Origin of the sequence: Sphingomonas sp. 22R3R2A-7 (assembly GCF_036856055.1) — a bacterium.
Taxonomy (GTDB): domain Bacteria; phylum Pseudomonadota; class Alphaproteobacteria; order Sphingomonadales; family Sphingomonadaceae; genus Sphingomonas.
On the sequence record NZ_JASPFR010000001.1, the window covers coordinates 2,116,752 to 2,138,537 of the forward strand.

A 21,786-nucleotide genomic window follows, 5' to 3' on the forward strand; every position below is an offset into this window, starting at 1 on the left:
GATCCAGGATCCAGAGCCACAAACGCCGCCCTCTCTGGCTCTGGATCCTGGGTCGAGCCCAGAATGACACAGGTCAACCCCGGGGCTTCTTCCCCGCCAGCGACGACAACACCCCGCGCATCGTCCTGATCTCCTGGCTCGACCAGCCGGGCTTGGTCAGCAGCGTACGCAGCGTGCGGCGCGTCGTCTGGATCTTGTCGGGCGGATAGAAGAATCCCGCCCCCATCAGCATCGTGTCGAGCTGCCCGATCATCCCGTCGAGCTCCTCCTGCGGTGCGGGCGGCATGATCGGGTTGATCGACGGCTGGCTGAGCTCGCGCTCCGCGGTCAGCCCCTTCGACCATTCATAGGCGACGAGGATCACCGCCTGGGCGAGGTTCAAGGACCCGAATTCGGGATTGATCGGCACCGTGATGATCGTCCGCGCGACCGCGACGTCGTCGGTTTCGAGGCCCGAGCGCTCGGGTCCGAACAGGATGGCGGAGCGGCCGGGGGCGGCGTGGATTTCGGTCGCGGCCTGTTCGGGGGTGACGACCGGCTTGGTCACGCCACGCTTGCGGACCGTAGTGGCGAAGACCTGCGCGCAGTCCGCAGTGGCGGCCGCGACGCTGTCGTAGACCTGCGCGTTCTGGAGGACGATGTCGGCACCACTAGCGGCCGGGCCGGCGGAGGGGTTGGGCCAGCCGTCGCGCGGGGACACGAGCCGCATCTCGACGAGCCCGAAATTGAGCATCGCGCGCGCGGCCTTGCCGATGTTTTCGCCGAGTTGGGGGCGGACGAGGACGATCACCGGGGGTGGGGCTGCGACTCCCCATCCCGTTCGTCCCGAGTAGAGGTCGAGCTCGTCGAGACCTCGTATCGAGGGACAGGTTCGGCGCGCTCCGGCTTGCGCGCCGCCGCGGACACTGCCGCCCAGTCGTCGCGGAACAGCGCCTCCTTCTTCTTGCGCGACCAGTCCTTGACCTGAAACTCGGCCGCGAGCGCCTCCTGCCGCGAGGGGAATTCCTGGCTCCACATCAGCTCGACCGGGCGTCTTGTCTGCGTGTAGCCCGGAATCTCGCCAAGGTTATGCTGGCCGACCCGGCGCTCCAGATCGTCCGTATGTCCGGTATAATAACTGTCGTCGGCGCAGCGCACCACATAGGCCCAGAATGTCATCGGCGGGGCTTATCCCTCGATACGCCGTCTCGACAAGCTCGACGTCTACTCGGGACGAACGGGCATGGGGCAGGTCGCTAAGAATATTGGCACAATGCAGCCGTTCGTCCCGAGTAGCGATCGCGCGAAGTCGAGAGCGCGTACCGAAGGACAGGCCCGGATCACTCCGCCCGCCCGACCTCCTCGACACTCCCGGCAAACGCCTCGAAGTCCTTCGCCTCGCTGAAGTCCCGGTACACACTCGCAAACCGGATATACGCGACCGAATCGAGCCCCTTGAGCCCGTCCATCACCATTTCGCCGATCCGCTTCGACGTCACGTCGTTCTCGCCCAGCGTTTCGAGCCGGCGCTGGATCCCGCTCACGAGCTTCTCGATACGCCCCGCCTCGATCGCGCGTTTCCGCGTCGCGATCGACAAGGACCGCAGCAATTTCTCCCGGTCGAACGGCTCCCTGCGCCCCTCGCTCTTCAGCACGAACAGTTCGCGCAGCTGGATGCGTTCGAACGTCGTGAAACGCGCGGCGCAGCCCTCGCACTGGCGCCGGCGCCGGATCGCCGCCCCGTCTTCGGTGGGGCGGCTGTCCTTTACCTGGCTGTCGTCATGTCCGCAAAAGGGGCAGCGCATTCAGACCTTCTTCTTGCCCTTGTAATAGGCATAGCCCGCGCCGGCGAGCGCACCGAAGATCGGCCCGATCACCGGCACTGGGATCGCCACGACCGCGCCGAGCGCGCTCCACTTGGCCATGCTCTTGCCGAGGCCGGGGGTCGCGTTGATGTCGTTCTGGATTTCGTCGATCTTCGACATGCTCATCATCCTTGATAGATCGGGAAGCGCGCGCACAGCGTGCGAACACGCGTCCGAACGTCCGCCTCGACCTCCGGGTCCCCATGCTCGCCCTTTTTCGCGAGCCCGTCCAGCACGTCGGCGACCATGTTGCCGATCTCGCGGAATTCGGCCGGGCCGAAGCCGCGCGTCGTGCCCGCCGGCGAACCGACGCGGATGCCGCTGGTCTTCATCGGCGGCAACGGATCGTTGGGGATGCCGTTCTTGTTGCAGGTAATCCCCGCGCGCTCGAGCGCCTCGTCCGCATCGCGGCCGGTGATGCCGAGCGGCGTGAGGTCGATCAGCGCGAGGTGCGTGTCGGTGCCGCCCGAAACGACGTCCGAACCGCGCTCCTTGAGCGTCGCCGCGAGCACCTTCGCATTCTCGACGACGGCGGCGATATAGCTCTTGAAGTCGGGCTGGAGCGCCTCGCCGAACGCGACCGCCTTGGCTGCGATCACGTGCATCAGCGGCCCGCCCTGGAGCCCCGGAAACACCGCCGAGTTGATCTTCTTCGCGATGGCCTCGTCATTCGTCATGATCATGCCGCCGCGGGGGCCGCGCAGTGTCTTGTGCGTGGTCGTCGTCACGACATGCGCATGGCCGAACGGCGTCGGGTGCAGGCCGGCTGCGACGATCCCGGCGAAATGCGCCATGTCGACCATGAAATACGCGCCGACCTTGTCCGCGATGCTGCGGAAGCGCGCGAAGTCGATGACCCGCGGATAGGCCGAGCCGCCCGCGATGATCAGCTTTGGCTGATGCTCGACCGCCAGCGCCTCGACCGCGTCATAGTCGATCAGGTGCGTGGTCGCATCGACGCCGTACTGGATCGCGTTGAACCACTTGCCCGACTGCGCGGGCTTGGCGCCGTGCGTCAGGTGGCCGCCCGCATCGAGGCTCATGCCAAGGATCGTGTCGCCGGGCTTGACCAGCGCGAGCATCACCGCGCCGTTCGCCTGCGCGCCCGAATGCGGCTGGACGTTGACGAACCCGCAGCCGAAGATCTGCTTGGCGCGCTCGATAGCTAACGTCTCGACCGTGTCCGACGGCGCGCAACCCTGATAATAGCGCTTGCCCGGATAGCCTTCCGCATATTTGTTGGTGAACACCGAACCCTGCGCCTCGAGCACCGCCTTCGAGACGATGTTCTCGGACGCGATCAGCTCGATCTGCGTCTGCTCGCGGTCGAGCTCGGCGGCGACGCCGGCGAACACTGCGGCATCCGCGTCGGCGAGACCGCGGGTGAAAAAGCCGTCCGGCTGGACGTCATGGAGCGTGTTGGGCTGGGTGCTCATGCGGGGACCTTTGCTGAAACGCTGTCGATGGCGGAGAGCTTGTCGACACGGTGTTGATGACGGCCGCCGGCGAAATCGGCGGACAGGAAGGCTTCGACGCACGCCTTGGCCATTTCCTCGCCGATCAGCCGCGCGCCGATCGCGATGGCGTTGGCGTCGTTGTGGATCCGCGCGAGGCTCGCCGACAACGGCTCGGACACGAGCGCGCAGCGGCAGGCGGGGTTGCGGTTCGCGGCGATCGAGATGCCGATCCCCGAGCCGCACAGCGCGATCCCGCGCTCGGCGCGACCGTCTTCGATCGCGGCGGCCAGCGCATAGCCATAATCGGGATAATCGACGCTCGCGGTGCCCTGGGGTCCGAGATCGAGCACGTCGTGCCCTGCCTCGGTCAGCCACGCGGCAAGCACCGCTTTCAACGAAACGGCGGCGTGGTCGGACGCGATGGCGATGCGCACCTGGCGTATTCCTGTGATCGGGATCGGGTGCCCAGCCCCTTACCCACCCGAGCCGGAATTTGCCACACCTGTTCGCGCGATGCGCCTGGAGGCGCGAACGATCCTCCCCCTGCCGCAGGAGGATTGCAATGACCGCCCTGCTGCGGTCAAGGATACGCCATGAACGCCTTTAACCTTCTCGCCGCCCCTGCCCTTGCCTTGACCTTTGCGCTTGCCGCCTGCTCCAAGCCCGCGCCCGAGACGCGTAGCGAGCCGGTCGCGACGTCGGCAGGCGCGACCGAGACCACCCGCCCGGAAAAGGTCGTCGCGCCGCAGACGCGCGACCTGTCGGGGCGGTGGATCGGGGTCGAGGGCATGGTCCTCGACATCACCCCCGCAGCGGCCCCGGGGCGCTTCCGTCTCGCGATGCAGTGGGATCTCGACAACAAGGGCGAGTTCGACGGGCAGGCGGTCGGCGACACGATCGTCTTCACGCGCGGCGGCGTGCGCGAAATCCTGCGCCCGACCGATGGCGACGCTACGGGTCTGAAATATCTGGCCGGCAAGACCGACTGCCTGACGGTCAAGACGGGCGAAGGCTATTGTCGCGACGGATCAGCACGCTAGTGTCCGCTGCGTGACACTGTCCAAGCCCCAGGCCGATGCCGCCCGCGCCCATCTCTCCGCCGTCCTCATCCGGACCGGACAGGAAGACCGTGATGCCTTTCGCGAGCTTTATGCGCTGACCCAGGCGAAGCTTTTCGGCATCACCCTGCGTATCTGCGGCAATGCTCAAGCCGCGGAGGATGTGCTGCACGACGTCTATCTCACGATCTGGAAGCGCGCGGGGGCGTGGGAGCCCGGCCGTGCGAGTCCGATCACCTGGCTGGCGACGATCGCCCGCAACCGCGCGATCGACTGGCAGCGCGCGCAGACGCTGCGCCGTGCAGCGCCGCTCGAGGACGCACCCGAGATTGCCGATCCCACGCCGACCGCGGAAACGCTGTTGCTCGCGGACGAATCGACGCGCCGGCTGCATGGCTGCCTCGACGGTCTGGACGCGCAGCACCGCGATGTCATCCGTACCGCGTTTTTCGACGGCGTGACCTATGCCGAGCTCGCAATCCGGCGCGCCGTCCCGCTTGGCACGATGAAAAGCTGGGTCCGCCGCGGGCTCGCGCGACTGAAGGACTGCCTTGGTGCCTGATCGCGACCCCCTTGCCGGCGAATTCGCGCTGGGCCTGCTCGAGGGCGAGGACCGCGCGGCGGCGCTGCGCCGCGTGCTCGCCGATCCGGATTTCGCCGCCGACGTCGAATGGTGGCGCACGCAATTCGCCGCATTGTTTGACCTATGGCCCGAACATGACGCGCCACCGCACCTCGTCGCGCGGATCGAGGCCAGCCTCGACGCGGTACGCCGCGCCGAGGCGACCGGAACCGTGTCCGCGATACCGACGCGCCGGTCGCCATGGCCGTGGCTCGCCGCGGCAAGCAGCGCGGTCGCGGCCTGCCTGCTCGTGTTCATCGCGGTCGAACCCCGCGAATCGCCCCCCGTCTCGCAGCCGATCCCGGCGGCCCGCCCGAGCAGCGTGCTCGTCGCGATGCTGGGCGACGCGAAGTCGCCCGTCGCGGCGGTGTTCGATCCCGCGACCGGCGCGTTGCGCGTCGCAGCGGGGCCGGGCGTTCCCGATGCGCGTGTCGCACAGCTCTGGGTGATCGGCGGCGACGGCGTGCCGCATGCGCTCGGCCTGCTCGCAGCGCAGCCGACCGTGCTCGCACCGGCAGGCGTCGACCGCCGCCGCATCGTCGCGGGCGCGACGCTTGCGATTTCGGTCGAGCCGCTGGGTGGTTCGCCGACCGGCCTGCCGACTGGTCCAGTCGTCGCGACGGGCGTCGTCGCACGCGTATGATGACCAAGCCGGCCGCGCCGGGCGGTATCCCGCGTATCGCAGCCTTGCTCGGTCTCTCGGGGCTGTTGCCGCAGCTGGGTGCGGTCGCGCTCCTGCTCGGCAATGATCCCGCCAGCCGGTTTTCCGCGCTCGCCGTCGCCTACGCCTATGCCGCGCTGATCCTGAGCTTTCTTGGCGGGCTGTGGTGGGGGCTTGCCGCCCGGACCGAGGCGCCGCCGCGCTGGCTGTGGTTTGCGAGCGTCGCGCCTTCGCTGATCGCGCTCGTGACGGCATGGCCGTGGATGGTCGGGCTGCGCTGGCCGGGGCCGTCGCTGGTCGTGCTGGGGATCAGCCTGATCGGTGCGCTGCTGGTCGACCGCGCGCTCGTCCGCGCCGGGATCGCACCACCGGGATGGATGGCGTTGCGCGCGCCGCTGTCTCTGGGACTCGGCGTCCTGACCCTCGCGGCGGCGGCGCTCTAGGCCGGTCCGGCTCAGGCGGCCTTGCGCAGGTCCAACCGACTCCAGATCTCGACCAGCGCGTCGGTCAGTTCGCGCATCATCGCCTCGGTATGCGCAGGCCCCGGCGTGAAGCGGAGCCGTTCGCTGCCGCGCGGCACGGTCGGATAGTTGATCGGCTGTACGTACACGCCGTATTCGGCGAGCAGCACGTCGCTGATCTTCTTCGCCTTGACCGGATCGCCGACCATCAAGGGCACGATATGCGTGTCGCCGATCATCACCGGCAGCCCGGCGTCCTTGAGCATCGCCTTGAGCATCGCTGCCGACGCCTGCTGCCCGTCGCGCTCGACGCTCGACGCCTTGAGGTGCCGCACGCTGGCAAGCACGCCCGCGACGAGGACCGGCGACAGCGAGGTCGTGAAGATGAACCCGGGTGCGTAGCTGCGGATCACGTCGACGATCGTGCGATCGGCGGCGATATAGCCCCCCATCACGCCGAACGCCTTGCCCAGCGTCCCCTCGAGGATCGTGATCCGGTGCGCGACCTGATCGCGCTCCGAAATGCCACCGCCGCGCGCGCCGTACATTCCGACCGCGTGCACCTCGTCACAATAGGTCAGCGCGTTGTACCGGTCGGCGAGGTCGCAGATCGCCGAGATCGGCGCGATGTCGCCTTCCATCGAATAGACGCTCTCGAACGCGATCAGCTTCGGCGCGCTGGGGTCCTCGGCGGCGAGCAGTTCCTCGAGATGCGCGAGGTCGTTGTGACGGAACACACGCTTTTCGCAGCCCGAATTGCGGATTCCCGCGATCATCGACGCGTGGTTCAATTCGTCCGAAAAGATGATGCAGCCCGGCAGGACCTTGGCGAGAGTCGCGAGCGTCGCCTCGTTCGAGACATAGCCGCTGGTGAACAGCAGCGCGGCTTCCTTGCCGTGGAGATCGGCGAGTTCGCCCTCCAGGTCGACATGGTAATGCGTGTTGCCGCCGATGTTGCGCGTGCCGCCGCTCCCTGCGCCGACATCGTGCAGCGCCTCTTCCATCGCCGCGATGACCTTGGGGTGCTGGCCCATCGCGAGATAGTCGTTCGAGCACCAGACGGTGATCGGCTTGGGGCCATTATGCCCGGCAAAGCAGCGCGCGTTCGGAAACGCGCCCTTGTTGCGCAGGATGTCGATGAAGACGCGGTAGCGGCCTTCGGCGTGCAGGCGATCGATGGCCTGCGTGAACACGCGCGAATAATCGACTCGCGGTTCCAGACCATGCGTCTTGGTGGCGTCCGTACTCATGACCTTGGGCACTACGCCTCACCTTCGCTCATTTCCAGTGCGATCCCGTGATAACGGTGATCGCTTTCCCCGTCCTTATAGAACATTGCCATGAGACCGCGCCGAAGCAAGCGGGCATATTGTCCCAGCGTCTGGTCCCAGGATCGGGCTCAGAGCTGTTCGAGCGTCGCGAACCCGTGCGCGGCGAGCGCCGGCGCCAGCGCGCGGTCTTCGTCACCCAGCCGCGTGACGACCGCGATCCCCGCGCCTGCCCCGCCCGACGGCCAGGACTGCCCCTGCGTCAGATGGGTGATGCGGGCGGCGATGCCGGGGCCGCCGTCGACGAACGCGATACCGGGCGCGACGGCGGCGAGCTCGCGCTCGACCAGCGGGAAATGCGTGCAGGCGTTGACGATCACGTCGATCCGGTCGCCGCCCGGCTGTGTGAACAGCCCGTCGAGCACCGCACGGTACCGCTCCGCCGCGACGGGGCGTCCGTGCAGCTTGGCCTCCGCCATCTCGACCAGGGCCGCCGATCCGTGTCGCAACACCGTGCAGTCGCCCGCGAAGCGCGCCGCAAGGTCGTCGACATAGGCCTGGCGCACCGTCGCCTCGGTGCCCAGCACGCCGATCGTCCGCGTCACGGACAGCGCGGCGGCGGGCTTGATCGCCGGGACCGTGCCGACCACCGGCAGGTCGAGCGCCGCGCGTACCACGGGCAGCGCGATCGTCGAGGCGGTGTTGCACGCGATCACGATCAACCGCGGGCGATAGCGTTCGGCGAGCCGTCCGAGCAGCACGGGCACGCGCGCGGCGATCTCCGCCTCGCTCCTGGTGCCATAGGGGAAGCCCGCGGTGTCGGCGGCGTAGACGAACGGCGCATCGGGAAGCGCGGCGCGGGCGGGCGCGACGATCGACAGGCCGCCGACGCCCGAGATCGAAGAACAGGATGGGGCGCTGGTCCATCTGGTTGCCTTAGGACGGATCACGCGTCGTAAACCAGCGCCATGCGCGCTATCGCCTGCAACGCGGGGTTCGGGGTTCGGGCGGTCGGGATGCGGGTGGCACAGTCGCGGTCGTCGCCCGTCGCAGGCCATTTGCCGTCTGCTCCGCGTCGTTTATAAGCACCGGCGAAACGGGGGAGCAGTTTGCAGACGGAAATACTCTGGGTCGCGCCGACGCTCTCGCTCCTGCTCAGCTATCTGCTCGGCGCGATCCCGTTCGGCGTCATCCTGACGCGGCTCGGCGGCGCGGGCGATCTGCGGACGATCGGGTCGGGCAATATCGGCGCGACCAACGTCCTGCGGACGGGGCGCAAGGGGCTCGCGGCCGCGACGCTGCTGCTCGACATGGCCAAGGGTGCGGTCGCGGTCCTGCTGGTCGCGCACCTCTTCCCCGGCAACGCGCTGCTGGCGGCGGCGGGCGCGTTCGTCGGGCATTGCTATCCGGTCTGGCTCAAGTTCCGCGGCGGCAAGGGCGTTGCGACGCTGATGGGTATCGTCGTCGCGCTCCATTGGCCGCTCGGGCTAATCTATGCGGTGGTCTGGCTGGGGCTGCTCGGGGGGCTGCGGATCTCGTCCGTTGCGGGCATCGCCGCGGCGCTGAGCGCGCCGTTCTCGGCGGCGCTGTTCGGGCGGTTCGACCTCGTCCTGCTGCTCCTCGCGCTCGCGCTGATCGTGCTGTTCAAGCACCGCGACAACATCGAACGCCTGTTTGCGGGGACCGAGCCGCGGATCGGCCGTTCCAGCCGGCAACCGGGTGGCTGACCCGAGGCTTGCACGGCTTCGGCTCATCCGAACGACCGGGATCGGACCGGTCACCTATCGCCAGTTGATGATGCGGTTCGGCGGTGCGGATGCCGCGATCGCGGCGCTGCCGATGCTGGCCGCGCGCGGCGGTGGACGCACGCCGCCGCTCGCCGACATCGCGACGATCGAGCGGGAGATCGCCGCCACCGACCAGCTGTCGGCGCGCTATCTGTTCGTCGACGACGCGGACTATCCGCGCCTGCTCGCCGAGATCGAGACGGCGCCGCCCGCGCTCATCCTGCGCGGTGACCTCGCGCTTGCGACACGCTCGTGTGTCGCGCTGGTCGGCGCGCGCAATGCATCCGCGGCGGCATGTCGGTTCGCCCGACAGCTCGCATACGAACTCGCCGAGCAAGCGACGACGGTAGTGTCGGGGCTGGCGCGCGGGATCGACACCGCGGCGCATATCGGCGCGCTCGGCAGCAGGCCCGATGGAGCAACGATCGGGGTCATCGCGAGCGGGATCGACATCGCCTACCCGCCCGACAACAGCGCGCTGCAGGAGCGGATCGCCCGCGAAGGCCTGCTGATCGCCGAACAGCCCCCGGGAACCGAGCCCAAGGCGCGCAATTTCCCCTCGCGCAACCGCATCATCGCAGGGCTGGCGATCGGCACCGTGGTGGTCGAGGCGGTGCCGAAATCCGGGTCGCTGATCACCGCGCGCCTTGCGAACGAGGCTGGCCGCGAGGTGATGGCGGTCCCCGGCAGCCCGCTCGATCCGCGCGCACAAGGGTGCAACCTGCTTATCCGCGAGGGCGCGACGCTGGTGCAGAGCGCCGCCGACATCCTCGAACAGATCCGCCCGTTCGATGCGCGCTCCGTCCGCGCCCCGGGCAATACGTATGACGCACCCCCGCCGGCGGATGCGAGCGATGCCGACCGGCGCGCGGTCATCGACCTGCTCGGTCCCGTCCCCGTCGCGGTCGACGAACTCATCCGCCAGTCGCACCGCCCCCCGGCGGTCGTGCAGCTGGTGCTGCTCGAACTCGAGCTCGCGGGTCATATCGACCGCCACGCGGGCGGTCGCGTCAGCCTGATCTAGCCGCGGCGGTGGATCAGCACCGGTCCACCATGATCGGCCCGCACCGCCAAACCCGCTGCAAATATCGTCGATCGTCTCGGAAACCAGTCGGCAGCGCGAAACCGGCCGGTGACAGGCGCGAGGAATGCGATGTCCGCCCGTCCTGCCGTCGCGGACCCTGTCTGGTCGAAACGCAGGCGCACCGGCAAGGGACATTGATCGCTCATGATGATGGAGACTAGGTCCGCCGCGGCTTGCGCAAAATCCGGGAAATACCCTGGCCCTGGCCCGTCGTTTGAACGGAAACGGGCGGATCGTTCAGGCCGGCGCTGCGGCGTTCGCCGCATCCGGCGCCTGACATTCGGGCATCGCGTCCCCATCTGACGCGTCGACACCCGCCAACCCCACGCTTGACGGCACCGCCCCGACGCCGTCACGCTCGTACGCGTACACGTAAGGACCCCGGTTACCCCATGCAGCTTGTCATCGTCGAATCGCCCGCAAAGGCGAAAACCATCGAGAAGTATCTCGGCAGCGACTATCGCGTGCTGGCCAGCTACGGCCATGTCCGCGACCTGCCGCCCAAGGACGGCTCGGTGGATCCCGACGACCAGTTCGCGATGACGTGGGAGAACTACGCCGACAAGTCGAAGCAGCTCAAAGCGATCACCGATCTCGCCAAGACCGCGGACCGCCTGATTCTCGCGACCGATCCGGATCGCGAGGGCGAAGCGATTTCGTGGCACGTCCGCGAGGTGCTGCGTGCGCGCAAGGCACTGCCGAAGGAGGTCGAGCGCGTCACCTTCAACGCGATCACCAAGGCGACCGTCACCGAGGCGATGCGGAACCCGCGCGAGCTCGACGACGACCTGATCGACGCATACCGCGCGCGCCGCGCGCTCGATTACCTCGTCGGCTTCACGCTCTCGCCGGTGCTGTGGCGCAAGCTGCCCGGCGCCAAATCGGCCGGCCGTGTCCAGTCGGTCTCGCTGCGCCTGATCGTCCAGCGCGAGCGCGAGATCGATGTGTTCAAGCCGCAGGAATATTGGTCGGTCACGGCCGAGATGGAGCATGACGGCACCGCGTTCCAGGCGCGCCTGACGCAGTTCGAGGGCGCCAAGCTCGATCGCCTGTCGATCGGCAACGAAGGCGACGCGCTGCGCGCCAAGCAGGCGGTGCTCGACGGCAATTTCTCGGTCCAGACGGTCGAGACCAAGCCCGCCACGCGCAACCCGCCGCCGCCGTTCACCACGTCGACGCTGCAGCAGGAGGCGTCGCGCAAGCTCGGCTTCTCCGCCGACCACACGATGCGGATCGCGCAAGGCCTCTACGAGGACGGCGCGATCACCTATATGCGTACTGATGGCGTGCAGATGGACGGCAGCGCGATCAGCGCCGCGCGCCTCGCGGTCGCGAACCGCTTCGACGCGAGCTACGTCCCCGACAAGCCGCGCCAGTATCAGTCGAAGGCGAAGAACGCGCAGGAAGCGCATGAGGCGATCCGCCCGACCGATTTCGGCAAGGACAAGGCCGGCGGCGGCGATCATGCGCGGCTGTACGACCTGATCTTCAAGCGCGCGCTCGCCAGCCAGATGGCGTCGGCACGGATGGAGCGCACCACGGTCGAGATGGCCGACGGCACGGGGCGCAACATTCTGCGCGCGACCGGTCAGGTCGTTCTCTTCCCCGGCTATCTTGCGCTGTACGAGGAAGGCGCGGACGACACTCAGGACGAGGACGCGCGTCGCCTGCCGCGGATGCGCGAGGGCGATGCCCCCGCCAAGAAGAAGGTCGACGCCGAGCAGCACTTCACGCAGCCGCCGCCGCGCTTCTCGGAGGCCTCGCTGGTCAAGCGGATGGAGGAGCTCGGCATCGGCCGCCCGTCCACCTACGCCTCGATCATCAAGACGCTGAAGGATCGCGCGTACGTCCGGATCGAGAAGAACCGCTTCTTCGCCGAGGAGTCCGGGCGCCTCGTGACGGCGTTCCTCGAGCGCTTCTTCGAGAAGTACGTCGGCTATGATTACACCGCCGAGCTCGAGGAGGAACTCGACGACGTCTCGGGCGGCCGCGCGCAGTGGCAGTCCGTGCTCGACGCGTTCTGGCGCGATTTCAAGCCGCGCACCAACGAGGTGATGGAGCAGCAGCCCAGCGCGATCACCGCCGAGCTCGACACCTTCCTCGCGCCCTATCTGTTCCCGGCCAAGGCGGATGGCGGCGATCCGCGTCTCTGCCCGAATTGCGGCGAGGGGCAGCTCGCGCTGCGCGGCGGCAAATTCGGCGCGTTCATTGCGTGCTCCAACTATCCCGAATGCAAATATACGCGCCGCTTCGCGCAGCCCGGCGGCGAGGCGGAGGGCGACACCGGCCCCTCGACGCTCGGCGTTGATCCGGAAACGAACCTGCCCGTCGAGCGCAAGTCGGGACGCTTCGGCCCGTATATCCAGATCGGCGAGGGCGAGGCGCGCAAGATGGCGTCGATCCCCAAGGACATCGGCGAGCTCGACCTCGAATGGGCGCTCAAGCTGTTGAGCCTGCCGCGGACGATCGGCACGCATCCCGAGACGGGCGAATCGATCACCGCGGCGATCGGCCGCTATGGTCCGTATCTCAAGCACGCGGGCAAATATGCGCGGCTGACCTCGACCGCCGACGTGTTCGAGACGGGGATGAACGCGGCGGTCGTCAAGCTCGCCGAGGCGGCGGCCGGGGGCGGACGCCAGCAGCGCGGCGCGCAGGCCCCGCTGAAGGTGCTCGGCAACCATCCGCGGACCGAGGCGGAGATCAAGCTGATGGAAGGCCGCTACGGCCCGTACGTCACCGACGGCACGACGAATGCGACGTTGCCCAAGTCGATCGAGAAGGACCAGCTGACGCTGGAAGAGGCGGCGTCGCTGATCGACGCGCGTGCAGCTGCGGCACCGGCGAAGAAGAAGAAGAAGGCGCCCGCCAAGAAGCCCGCGGCGAAGAAGGCCCCCGCCAAGGCTGCCGCGGCGAAGGACGGCGAGGCGAAGCCGGCGGCCGCGAAGAAGGCGCCGGCCAAGAAGGCGCCCGCGAAAAAGGCCGCCCCGAAGAAGAAGGCCGCAGCCGAATAATACCTGGCCTCCGATCCTCCCCCGCCAGGGGGAGGATCGCGTGGGAGATGGCTTATGCCGCGCGGCGCTGCGTCAGCTGCAGCCAGTCGCGCGCGGCGCGCTGTGCGACCGAAATCTCGCGGGCGGTCATGTCCTCGGCGATCTGCGCGCGGCATTCCTGTGCGGCGATGTTCCCCGACACGGCCGCGAGGTTGAACCACTTGTGCGCTTCGATCAGGTCGAGCACGACGCCCGCGGTTCCCGTCGAATACACCATCCCGAGCTCGTAACAGGCCCGCCCGTCGCCGCGCGCGGCATCGGCGAGTCGCCGTTCGATCAGGAAATTCGTGGTCTTGAGCCTGCTAGCCATGGTCGGTCCCCAATGTTCATGCGGACAGACTGGACCGATTCGCCCTGCGAAATGGTTAATGGGTTAATGCGTAGAACTGCCTATTCGACGGCAATATTGTCGATAAGCCGCGTCGACCCCATCCGCGCCGCCGCGAGCAGCCGTCGCGGACGATCCGCTGCGGGATTGCCGGCCAGAGTCTCGGCATCGGCGAGCGCGACATAGTCGATCGCGAACCCCGCCCCCACCAGCGTCGTGCGCGCATCGTCGAGCACCGCCTCGACATCCTCGCCCTTCGCGATCGCGCGCGCGGCGACACCGAGCGCACGCGGCAGCGCGACCGCCTGACGGCGCTGGTCGTCGTCGAGATAGATGTTGCGCGACGACATCGCGAGCCCGTCATCGTCGCGTTGCGTCGGCACGCCGACGATCTCGAGCGCGAAGTCGAGGTCGGCGACCATCCGGCGGATCACCGCGAGCTGCTGGAAATCCTTTTCGCCGAAATAGGCGGCGTCGGCCCCCACCTGGTTGAAAAGCTTGGCAACGACGGTCGCGACACCGTCGAAATGCCCCGGCCGTGCGGCACCGTCAAAGCCCTCGCTGACGCCCGCGACAGCGATGTTCGTCGCGAAACCCTCGGGATACATCACGTCGACGCCCGGCGCCCAGAGCAGGTCGCAGCCGACCTCGTTCAGCAGGCGCACGTCCGCCATTTCGCGCCGCGGATAGCGCGCGAGATCCTCGTTCGGGCCAAACTGCTTGGGGTTCACGAAGATCGACGTGACGACCTTCGTCCCCGGTCGTTTCGCCGCCTCGATCAGCGCGACATGGCCGGCATGGAGCGCGCCCATCGTCGGGACAAGCGCGACGCGCTGCCCCGCCGCGCGGAAGGCGGCGACGCTTTCGCGAAGCATATTCAGGTCCCGAACGGTCTGCACGTCAAACTCCTACTCGATAAGTGCGGTCGCGGCTTCTATGAAGGGTGACACTGTCGATCAATAAGGAAACGCGCGTTGGCCACGGGCCCGGATTCCCCTCATGCTGCCCCCCAGACGTCCCCGCACGTCATCGTGTTCGCCAACGAGAAGGGCGGCACGGGCAAGTCGACGACCGCCGTCCATGTCGCGATCGCGCTGGCCGCACGCGGTGCGCGCGTCGCCTGCCTCGATCTCGATCATCGCCAGCGGACCGTCGGCCGCTATCTCGACAATCGTGCAGAGACGATCAAGCGGACGGGGTCTCCGCTGCCGATGCCACGTCACGCCACGCTGTCCGCGCAGACCGAGGACCAGTTCGAGGATCTGTGGCATTCGCTGTGCGAGGGGTCGGATTTCCTCGTCGTCGACACGCCGGGTCGCGACGACCCGTTCGCGCGCACCGCGGCGGCGCTCGCGAACACGCTGGTCACGCCGATGAACGACAGCTTCGTCGACTTCGACCTGATCGGCCAGGTCGATCCCGAGACGTATCAGGTGACGCGCCCGAGCTTCTATTCCGAACTCATCTGGGATGCGCGCAAACAGCGCGCGCGCGCCGACGGCACGACGATCGACTGGGTCGTGCTGCGCAACCGCCTCCAGCATATCGAGGCGCGCAACATGCGCCGCGTGTCGGATGCGCTCGCGCAACTGTCGAAGCGCGTCGGCTTCCGGATCATCCCCGGCCTCGGCGAGCGCGTGATCTACCGCGAGATGTTCCCCGCCGGCCTGACGATGATCGATCTGAAGGCGTTTGGTAGCATGGGCCTCGCGCATGTTGCCGCGCGCCAGGAACTGCGCGAGATGATGGCCGCACTGCAATTGCCCGATGATGTCGGCGAGCAGGCGCAGACGGCCGCGGCAGGCCCCGTCGCCGGCGTCGCTGCGTGAAGCTGATCGCCGTCGCGGTCCTGCTCTGGCTGGCCTGGCATTATCTGCGTCCCAAGCCGAAGTCGAAGCGCGTGACGGACGAGGCAGAGGCACGGTCGATCCTCGGGCTCGGTCACGATGCCGACGCGGATGCGATCCGCAGCGCGCACCGCCGGCTGATCGCCTCGGTCCATCCCGACCGCGGCGGGTCGAGCGATCTGACGCGACGGGTCAATGCGGCACGCGACCTGCTGCTCAAGCGCGCGCCGAAATAAGTCGATACGCAAGCGGATGACGCATCAGTTCGACCCGACCTCGCTGCGCGAATATGACATTCGCGGGATCGTCGGCAAAAGTCTTGGCCCAAGCGATGCCACCGCGATCGGTCGAGGTTTCGCCACGCGGGTCCGCGCGATCGGCGGCACGCGCGTCGCGGTCGGCTATGACGGCCGAACATCGTCCCCCGACCTCGAGGCCGCGCTCGTCGCGGGGTTGCGCGCGGGCGGCATCGACGTCGTCCGGATCGGTCTCGGCCCCTCGCCGATGCTCTATTATGCGGAGGCGACGCTAGAAGTGGATGGCGGCATCCACGTAACCGGCAGTCACAATCCCGCCGAGTATAACGGCTTCAAGATGGTACTTCGTCATGCGCCATTTTTTGGCGATGACATCACCGATCTCGCCCGGCTGGCCAGGGCGGGCGACTGGTCGACCGGCGACGGCGCCGTGACCGATGTCGCGATCATCGACGCGTATGTCGCGCGTCTCTTTGCCGGCTATGCGGGCGGCAGCTATCGGATCGGCTGGGACACCGGCAACGGCGCCGCGGGACCGGTGATCGAGAAGCTCGTCGAGCTCCTCCCGGGTGAGCATCATCTGCTGTTTACCGATGTCGACGGCAAGTTTCCGCATCATCATCCCGACCCCACTATCGAGGCGAACCTTGCGCATCTGAAGCGTCTGGTCACGGACAACAAGCTCGATTTCGGTGTCGCGTTCGACGGCGATGGCGACCGGATCGGCGTCGTCGACGCGCTGGGCCGCGTGCTCTGGGGCGATCAGATCCTGTCCATTCTGGTCGAACCTCTGCTCCGCGAGCGGCCCGGCGCAACCGTCGTCGCGGACGTGAAGTCGAGCCAGGCGCTGTTCGACCGCATCACCGCGCTTGGCGGCATTGCGGTGATGGCGCCGACCGGGCACAGCCTGATGAAGACCGCGATGACGCGTACCCGCGCGCCGCTGGGCGGCGAGCTCAGCGGGCATCTGTTCTTCGGCGGCGAATATTACGGGTTCGACGACGCGCATTACGCCGCCGTCAGGCTGATCCGCGCGGTGCATCTGTCGGGACGGTCGCTGACCGAACTCCACGACGCCATGCCCGCGCTGGTGGCGACCCCCGATCTGCGGTTTGCGGTCGACGATGACCGCAAGTTCGCGATCGTTGACGCGGTGATCGACCGGCTGACGTCGGAGGGCGCGCAGATCGACCGCACCGACGGCGCGCGCGTGACCACGCCCGATGGCTGGTGGCTGCTGCGCGCATCGAACACGCAGGCGATGCTGACGGTGCGCGCGGAGGCCCGGGACGCGGCCGCGCTCGACCGGCTGCTCGCGCAGGTTGACGCACATCTCGCGATCGCCGGAGTGACGCGTCAGCGCGATTGACAGGGTGGACCCGACGGCTACCTTCGCGCCGTCTCTGGGAGTGCGACGTGGAACGGCAAGTCGATGAATTCCGCTCGAGCACGCGCCGCTGGCTGCTCGGCAGCTTTGCCGGCTGGGGCACGATGCTCGCCTGTGTCGTCGGCGTCGGGTTCGTGCTCATCGCGCTGCGCTGGCTCAGGAACCGGAGTGCGCGCTATGCGGTGACCGACCAGCGGCTGATCGTCAGGCGCGGCATCCTGTTCAAGACGATCGACGAGATCGAGCTGTACCGGATCAAGGACGTCCGGCTCGGCTATTCGCTGCTCAACCAGATGACCGACATCGGCACGATCACGCTGACGTCGAGCGACCGCACGACCGGGGGCGGCGAATTCGTCCTGCGCGACGTGCCGATGGCGCGCGACCGCCGCGAGGGGCTGCGCACGCTGGTCGATCGCGCACGCGCACGCCGCGGTGTGCGCGAGGTCGATATCGACGATGCGCACGCGTACGCGCTGGATTAGGTGCGACTTTATCCCCACATGGCAGGAATGGCGCCATCCTATTCCAAGCCCAAGCCCCAGCCGCAGCTCGTCCGGGTCATCGATCTCGAGACGACAGGGTCCGCCCCGCCCGCGCACGGCGTCTGCGAGATCGGCTGGCAGGACGTCGCGCTCGGCGAAGACGGGCGCTGGGAGCTTTACGGTGAAGGCGGCAATCTGCTCGTCAATCCGGGTCGGCCGATCCCGCCCGTCACGCAGGCGATCCACCATATCCTCGACGAACATGTCGCGGATTCGCCGTGGTGGCACGACTGTGCGCGGCCGGTGCTCGATCCCTGGCCACGCCGGCTTGCACTGGCGGCGCATCGTGCGGATTTCGAGCAGAAATTCTGCACCCCGCGCTGACGCGCGACGCGGAATGGATCTGCACGTGGAAATGCGCGCTGCGGCTGTGGCCCGATCTCGCCGAGCTTTTCGAACCAGGTGCTGCGCTATTGGCGCAAGCCCGAGGGGATGGAGCACGAACGCGGGCTGCCCGCACACCGCGCCTTTCCCGACGCCTATGTCACCGCGTTCCACCTACGTGACATGCTCAACGAGGCGAGTCTTGCACAGCTGATCGAATGGTCGCGCGATCCGGGGCTCATCCCACGCGTCCGCTACGGTCCCGACCGCGGCAAGGAATGGTCCGAGCTCGATCATGAGACGCTGATGGCGTTCCTGACCGATCGCGATCCCGATATCCGGTTCACCGCCAATCACGAGATGGATCGTCGCAGCGGCGGCGGGCGGGTCGGCAAGGCCAGCGCGCAGGACCTGCTGCTCTAGATCAGGTTTTCAGCGGTATCGCTGGCGTAACGACCGGGCATCGCATAGACCGGTGCCTATGGTTCGCGTACAATTGCACTTGCCCCAGTCCGAGGGCCGCGTTGCGCGGTGGCTCGTCGCGTTCATGACACTGGGATTCGTGGCGCTGGTGGCGGCGTCGGTGGCGATCGCGTGGATCACTGTCCGCAACCGTGCCTATACCAATGAGATGTCGCATACGCAGGACGTGCGCCAGACGATCGCGGCGGTCCAGATCCAGATGGAACAGTCCGAGACGGCGCGGCGCGGCTATATGCTGACGGGCCTGCCGCTGTTCAGCCAGGCCTATGACCGGACCGCGCGCAATCTGTCTCCGTCGATCGCGGCGCTGCGCCGGCTGACGCAGGACAATCCGACGCAGACCGCGCGGACCGACCTGATCAACGCGCGGTTCGATGCGCTGCTGGCGCTTCGCACCCAGTCGATGGAACTGGTCGCGGCGGGGCGCATCACTGAGGCCCGCCGGCGTTTCAGGATCGACGCGAGCGTCCCGCTGATGCGGAGCATCCGGTACCGGCTGCAGGCGATGGCGGCCGAAGAGGTGCGGTTGCTCGCGATCCGCAGCGAGCGGCAGCAATGGTCGAGCGTCCTGTTCCTGTCGGTTGCCGCCATCGCCGCGCTGCTGCTGTTCGCCGTCGCCATCCTCGCGGTCCTCGTGGTCCGCCGCTACACCGCGGACATCGGCGCGTCGCGCGATCGGCTGCACGAACTGAACGAGACGCTCGAGGATCAGGTCGCCGAGCGCACCGCCGATCTCAGCCGCGCGAACGAGGAGATCCAGCGCTTCGCCTATATCGTCAGCCACGATCTGCGCTCGCCGCTGGTCAACGTGATGGGCTTTACCGCCGAACTCGCCGAGGCGACGGTCCCGCTCGCCGCGCTGATCGACCGTGCCGAAGCGATCGCGCCCGAGATCGTCACCAACGAGGCGCGGCTGGCGGCGCGCGAGGATTTGCCCGAGGCGATCGGCTTCATCCGCGCATCGACGCAGAAGATGGACAGGCTGATCAACGCCATCCTCAAGCTGTCGCGCGAGGGACGCCGTTCGATCACCCCCGAGACGGTCGATCCCGCCGCGGTCGGCGAGGCGATCGTCGCGTCGATCCAGCATCTGGTCGACGATCGCGGCGCGACCGTCACGATCGATCGCCCGCTGCCGTCGATCGTCACCGACAAGCTCGCGCTCGAGCAGATCCTGTCGAACCTGATCGAGAACGCGACCAAGTATCTGCAGCCCGGGCGTCCCGGTCTCATACGCCTGAGCGGCCGGCGAGAGCGGCAGCGCGTGATCCTGTCGGTGATCGACAATGGCCGGGGCATCGCCGCCAGCGACCATCAGCGCGTCTTCGACCTGTTCCGGCGCGCCGGCGCACAGGACCAGGCGGGCGAAGGCATCGGACTCGCGCATGTCCGCGCGCTCGCCTATCGCCTTGGCGGAACGGTCGACCTCGTCTCGACACTCGGCGAAGGCTCGACCTTCGTGCTCACCCTGCCTGCCGACATACGTCACAAGGATATTCCCGCATGAATGATCACAAGTCGGTCGGCATCGTCATGATCGAGGACGACGAGGGGCATGCGCGTCTGATCGAGAAGAACATCCGGCGCGCGGGCATCCTCAACGACATCCGCCATTTCACCGACGGCACCACCGCGCTCGAATTCCTGTTCAACGCGCCCGACGGCCCCGCCAAGAGCGGCCCGGCGCTGATCCTGCTCGACCTCAACCTGCCCGACATGAGCGGCACCGACATCCTCGCGCGGATCAAGTCGGAGACCAGCCCGCTGCGCCGCGCACCCGTCGTCGTGCTGACGACGACCGACGACAAGATCGAGATTCAGCGCTGCTACGACCTGGGCTGCAACGTCTACATCACCAAGCCCGTCAATTATGAGAGCTTCGCGCAGGCGATCCGCCAGCTCGGGCTGTTCCTGTCGGTCATCCAGGTCCCGTCGGCCGAGATCTGAGTGACCGGCCAGCGCATCCTCTACATCGACGACGACGCGGGTATCCGGCGTCTGGTCGGGCGTGCGATGGAGCGCCGCGGCTATCGGATGACGCTCGCCGAATCGGGCGCGGAGGGCATCGAGCACGCGACGGCAGAGCAGTTCGACCTGATCGCGGTCGATCATTACATGCCGGGGATGGACGGGCTCGAGACGCTCGAACGGCTCCGCCTGCTGCCCGATACCCCGCCCGTCGTCTATGTCACCGGATCCGATGAGGGCCGGATCGCTGTCGCCGCGCTGAAGGCCGGCGCGGCGGACTATGTCGTCAAGACGATCGGCGAGGATTTCTTCGATCTGCTCGACGCGGCGTTCGACCAGGTCGGTGCCCGCGCCGCGCTGCACCGGGCGAAGGTCGCCGCCGAGGCCGACCTGCGCGCAAGCAACGCGCGGCTTGAGGCGCTGCTGGCCGAGGTCAACCACCGCGTCGCCAACTCGCTGCAACTCGTCTCGGCGATGGTCAGTCTTCAGGCGGGCGCGCTCGCCGATCCGGTGGCCCGCGAGGCACTGGCCGATACGCAGCGCCGGATCCAGGCGATCGCGCAGGTCCACCGCCGTCTCTACACGAGCAACGACGTCGAGAATGTCGACATGCAGGAATATCTCGGCGCGCTGGTCGACGAGCTTGCGGATACCTGGTCGAGCGAGGCGCAGCCGCGCGCGCTCAGCCTGGCGGCGGAGCCGATCCGGCTTGCGACCGATCGCGCGGTATCGCTCGGCGTGATCGTCACCGAGCTCGTGACCAACGCGTGCAAATACGCTTATCCCAACGGGCCGGGCGAAGTCCGCGTCGCGCTGACGCGGACCGCAGAGGGCGAATTCCTGCTGGCGGTCGAGGATGATGGCTGCGGAATGCCCGCTGATGCCGCACCGCGCGGCACCGGGCTCGGCACCAAGCTTATCCGCGCGATGGCGCAGAGCCTGCAGTCGATCGTCGAATATGACCGCACGCACAATGGTGTCCGTGCGACGCTGCGGGCGGCGGTCCTTTAACGACCGCCGCCGCGACGCCGATCAGTCGAGATCGTTCTCGCTGATCGTGACCCGGTCCTGATCGGGATTGCGGGCAAGCGCGCGAACGCCGATCATGGCGATCGTCTCCTGATGCGCGCGGAAGAGCGCCATCGCGTTGCTGACGGGCGGCACCGCGGCCAGCGCTTCGAGAACGTCGTACTGAACCGCAAAACGATAGCGTTCGCCGCTGACGTCGGCGTCGAATTCAACGCGTCGCTGGTCGGTGTTGTCGTCGATCGTCGCTGTATCGATGGTCAACCGGTCTTCGGCCATGAGGAGATCCTTGGTCGTCGCGCGGGGAGGCGCAAGTGTGTGGCGTG

24 protein-coding genes and 2 pseudogenes are annotated in these 21,786 nt (G+C 67.7%); 15 read left to right on the forward strand and 11 right to left on the reverse strand.

Features of this window, described 5'->3' with window-relative positions:
* Window positions 1-73: 73 nt before the first annotated feature.
* The 6 genes from QP165_RS10045 to rpiB form a co-directional block, all read right to left on the reverse strand.
* Window positions 74-790, reverse strand: a complete 717-nt coding sequence (locus tag QP165_RS10045) for an RNA methyltransferase (protein WP_333995500.1) — start codon at window positions 788-790, stop codon at window positions 74-76.
* Entirely contained in the window at window positions 787-1,158 is a 372-nt protein-coding gene (locus tag QP165_RS10050; protein WP_333995502.1) for a GIY-YIG nuclease family protein, read from the reverse strand. The genes QP165_RS10045 and QP165_RS10050 overlap by 4 nt, the downstream gene beginning before the upstream one ends.
* A 161-nt stretch (window positions 1,159-1,319) precedes the next feature.
* Window positions 1,320-1,784, reverse strand: coding sequence for a transcriptional regulator NrdR (nrdR, locus tag QP165_RS10055; RefSeq protein WP_056017875.1), 465 nt, complete (start codon window positions 1,782-1,784; stop codon window positions 1,320-1,322).
* The gene (locus QP165_RS10060; protein WP_333995505.1) at window positions 1,785-1,964 is read right to left on the reverse strand and encodes a hypothetical protein; all 180 of its coding nucleotides are present in this window, start codon (window positions 1,962-1,964) and stop codon (window positions 1,785-1,787) included.
* 5 nt (window positions 1,965-1,969) lie between these two features.
* Window positions 1,970-3,280, reverse strand: a complete 1,311-nt coding sequence (locus QP165_RS10065) for a serine hydroxymethyltransferase (protein ID WP_333995507.1) — start codon at window positions 3,278-3,280, stop codon at window positions 1,970-1,972.
* Window positions 3,277-3,735 carry a ribose 5-phosphate isomerase B gene (gene rpiB, locus QP165_RS10070; protein WP_333995509.1) on the reverse strand — a complete coding sequence of 153 codons (459 nt, stop codon included), beginning with the start codon at window positions 3,733-3,735 and terminating at the stop codon, window positions 3,277-3,279. Before rpiB ends, QP165_RS10065 begins: the two co-directional genes overlap by 4 nt.
* Window positions 3,736-3,894: 159 nt before the next feature.
* Between rpiB and QP165_RS10075 the strand changes: the two genes are divergently transcribed.
* From QP165_RS10075 to QP165_RS10090, 4 genes are read left to right on the forward strand one after another with little or no spacing between them, the layout of a single operon-like run.
* Window positions 3,895-4,341 carry a hypothetical protein gene (locus QP165_RS10075; protein ID WP_333995511.1) on the forward strand — a complete coding sequence of 149 codons (447 nt, stop codon included), beginning with the start codon at window positions 3,895-3,897 and terminating at the stop codon, window positions 4,339-4,341.
* 10 nt (window positions 4,342-4,351) lie between these two features.
* Complete coding sequence (locus tag QP165_RS10080) at window positions 4,352-4,921, forward strand: sigma-70 family RNA polymerase sigma factor (protein ID WP_056017887.1); 570 nt, start codon at window positions 4,352-4,354, stop codon at window positions 4,919-4,921.
* Window positions 4,914-5,624, forward strand: coding sequence for an anti-sigma factor (locus QP165_RS10085; protein ID WP_333995514.1), 711 nt, complete (start codon window positions 4,914-4,916; stop codon window positions 5,622-5,624). The genes QP165_RS10080 and QP165_RS10085 overlap by 8 nt, the downstream gene beginning before the upstream one ends.
* On the forward strand, window positions 5,624-6,085 hold the full coding sequence (locus tag QP165_RS10090; RefSeq protein ID WP_333995516.1) for a DUF3429 domain-containing protein: 462 nt from the start codon (window positions 5,624-5,626) through the stop codon (window positions 6,083-6,085). Before QP165_RS10085 ends, QP165_RS10090 begins: the two co-directional genes overlap by 1 nt.
* Before the next feature lie 11 nt (window positions 6,086-6,096).
* Here the strand turns inward: QP165_RS10090 and hemA are convergent, their stop codons facing one another.
* Both hemA and murI read right to left on the reverse strand, forming a co-directional pair.
* Window positions 6,097-7,353 carry a 5-aminolevulinate synthase gene (gene hemA / locus QP165_RS10095; RefSeq protein ID WP_333995518.1) on the reverse strand — a complete coding sequence of 419 codons (1,257 nt, stop codon included), beginning with the start codon at window positions 7,351-7,353 and terminating at the stop codon, window positions 6,097-6,099.
* Window positions 7,354-7,502: 149 nt separating this feature from the next.
* Window positions 7,503-8,298 (reverse strand): annotated as a pseudogene (gene murI / locus QP165_RS10100) (glutamate racemase).
* A gap of 182 nt (window positions 8,299-8,480) precedes the next feature.
* Here murI and plsY point away from each other — a divergent pair.
* The 3 genes from plsY to topA all read left to right on the forward strand — a co-directional run bounded on the left by plsY (window position 8,481) and on the right by topA (window position 13,256).
* Window positions 8,481-9,098 (forward strand): glycerol-3-phosphate 1-O-acyltransferase PlsY, encoded by a 618-nt coding sequence (plsY, locus tag QP165_RS10105; RefSeq protein ID WP_333995520.1) that lies wholly within the window; start codon window positions 8,481-8,483, stop codon window positions 9,096-9,098.
* Window positions 9,091-10,182, forward strand: a complete 1,092-nt coding sequence (gene dprA / locus QP165_RS10110; RefSeq protein WP_333995522.1) for a DNA-processing protein DprA — start codon at window positions 9,091-9,093, stop codon at window positions 10,180-10,182. The genes plsY and dprA overlap by 8 nt, the downstream gene beginning before the upstream one ends.
* Window positions 10,183-10,634: 452 nt before the next feature.
* Window positions 10,635-13,256 carry a type I DNA topoisomerase gene (topA, locus tag QP165_RS10115; RefSeq protein ID WP_333995524.1) on the forward strand — a complete coding sequence of 874 codons (2,622 nt, stop codon included), beginning with the start codon at window positions 10,635-10,637 and terminating at the stop codon, window positions 13,254-13,256.
* A gap of 52 nt (window positions 13,257-13,308) precedes the next feature.
* On the opposite strand, the gene QP165_RS10120 is transcribed toward topA, so the two are convergent.
* Entirely contained in the window at window positions 13,309-13,605 is a 297-nt protein-coding gene (locus QP165_RS10120) for a sel1 repeat family protein (RefSeq protein WP_056017906.1), read from the reverse strand.
* An 80-nt stretch (window positions 13,606-13,685) separates the two neighbouring features.
* Window positions 13,686-14,522, reverse strand: a complete 837-nt coding sequence (panC, locus tag QP165_RS10125; protein WP_056017909.1) for a pantoate--beta-alanine ligase — start codon at window positions 14,520-14,522, stop codon at window positions 13,686-13,688.
* Window positions 14,523-14,597: 75 nt separating this feature from the next.
* On the opposite strand from panC, the gene QP165_RS10130 reads away from it, so the two are divergent.
* The 8 genes and pseudogenes from QP165_RS10130 (at window position 14,598) to QP165_RS10165 (ending at window position 21,445) form a co-directional block, all read left to right on the forward strand.
* Complete coding sequence (locus QP165_RS10130) at window positions 14,598-15,452, forward strand: division plane positioning ATPase MipZ (protein WP_333995528.1); 855 nt, start codon at window positions 14,598-14,600, stop codon at window positions 15,450-15,452.
* Window positions 15,449-15,706: a J domain-containing protein gene (locus tag QP165_RS10135; RefSeq protein ID WP_333995530.1), complete on the forward strand. Its 258-nt coding sequence runs from the start codon at window positions 15,449-15,451 to the stop codon at window positions 15,704-15,706. The genes QP165_RS10130 and QP165_RS10135 overlap by 4 nt, the downstream gene beginning before the upstream one ends.
* Before the next feature lie 16 nt (window positions 15,707-15,722).
* On the forward strand, window positions 15,723-17,096 hold the full coding sequence (pgmG, locus tag QP165_RS10140) for a phosphoglucomutase/phosphomannomutase PgmG (RefSeq protein WP_333995532.1): 1,374 nt from the start codon (window positions 15,723-15,725) through the stop codon (window positions 17,094-17,096).
* 47 nt (window positions 17,097-17,143) lie between these two features.
* On the forward strand, window positions 17,144-17,599 hold the full coding sequence (locus QP165_RS10145) for a PH domain-containing protein (RefSeq protein WP_333995534.1): 456 nt from the start codon (window positions 17,144-17,146) through the stop codon (window positions 17,597-17,599).
* Window positions 17,600-17,626: 27 nt separating this feature from the next.
* Window positions 17,627-18,406, forward strand: a pseudogene (locus QP165_RS10150) (exonuclease domain-containing protein).
* Window positions 18,407-18,530: 124 nt separating this feature from the next.
* Complete coding sequence (locus tag QP165_RS10155; RefSeq protein WP_235532250.1) at window positions 18,531-19,973, forward strand: sensor histidine kinase; 1,443 nt, start codon at window positions 18,531-18,533, stop codon at window positions 19,971-19,973.
* Complete coding sequence (locus tag QP165_RS10160; protein ID WP_333995537.1) at window positions 19,970-20,413, forward strand: response regulator; 444 nt, start codon at window positions 19,970-19,972, stop codon at window positions 20,411-20,413. The genes QP165_RS10155 and QP165_RS10160 overlap by 4 nt, the downstream gene beginning before the upstream one ends.
* The gene (locus QP165_RS10165; protein ID WP_056017932.1) at window positions 20,414-21,445 is read left to right on the forward strand and encodes a response regulator; all 1,032 of its coding nucleotides are present in this window, start codon (window positions 20,414-20,416) and stop codon (window positions 21,443-21,445) included.
* 21 nt (window positions 21,446-21,466) lie between these two features.
* Here the strand turns inward: QP165_RS10165 and QP165_RS10170 are convergent, their stop codons facing one another.
* Complete coding sequence (locus tag QP165_RS10170; RefSeq protein WP_056017934.1) at window positions 21,467-21,739, reverse strand: DUF1488 family protein; 273 nt, start codon at window positions 21,737-21,739, stop codon at window positions 21,467-21,469.
* Between the last annotated feature and the right edge of the window lie 47 nt (window positions 21,740-21,786).

Excerpts from the sequence above, each read along its gene's own strand:
- QP165_RS10050 (WP_333995502.1), bottom strand. The coding sequence starts at position 1,158 with ATGACATTCTGGGCCTATGTGGTGCGCTGCGCCGACGACAGTTATTAT.
- nrdR (WP_056017875.1), bottom strand. The coding sequence starts at position 1,784 with ATGCGCTGCCCCTTTTGCGGACATGACGACAGCCAGGTAAAGGACAGC.
- QP165_RS10060 (WP_333995505.1), bottom strand. The coding sequence starts at position 1,964 with ATGTCGAAGATCGACGAAATCCAGAACGACATCAACGCGACCCCCGGC.
- QP165_RS10065 (WP_333995507.1), bottom strand. The coding sequence starts at position 3,280 with ATGAGCACCCAGCCCAACACGCTCCATGACGTCCAGCCGGACGGCTTT.
- QP165_RS10075 (WP_333995511.1), top strand. The coding sequence starts at position 3,895 with ATGAACGCCTTTAACCTTCTCGCCGCCCCTGCCCTTGCCTTGACCTTT.
- QP165_RS10090 (WP_333995516.1), top strand. The coding sequence starts at position 5,624 with ATGACCAAGCCGGCCGCGCCGGGCGGTATCCCGCGTATCGCAGCCTTG.
- hemA (WP_333995518.1), bottom strand. The coding sequence starts at position 7,353 with ATGAGTACGGACGCCACCAAGACGCATGGTCTGGAACCGCGAGTCGAT.
- topA (WP_333995524.1), top strand. The coding sequence starts at position 10,635 with ATGCAGCTTGTCATCGTCGAATCGCCCGCAAAGGCGAAAACCATCGAG.
- QP165_RS10120 (WP_056017906.1), bottom strand. The coding sequence starts at position 13,605 with ATGGCTAGCAGGCTCAAGACCACGAATTTCCTGATCGAACGGCGACTC.
- pgmG (WP_333995532.1), top strand. The coding sequence starts at position 15,723 with ATGACGCATCAGTTCGACCCGACCTCGCTGCGCGAATATGACATTCGC.
- QP165_RS10155 (WP_235532250.1), top strand. The coding sequence starts at position 18,531 with ATGACACTGGGATTCGTGGCGCTGGTGGCGGCGTCGGTGGCGATCGCG.
- QP165_RS10160 (WP_333995537.1), top strand. The coding sequence starts at position 19,970 with ATGAATGATCACAAGTCGGTCGGCATCGTCATGATCGAGGACGACGAG.
- QP165_RS10170 (WP_056017934.1), bottom strand. The coding sequence starts at position 21,739 with ATGGCCGAAGACCGGTTGACCATCGATACAGCGACGATCGACGACAAC.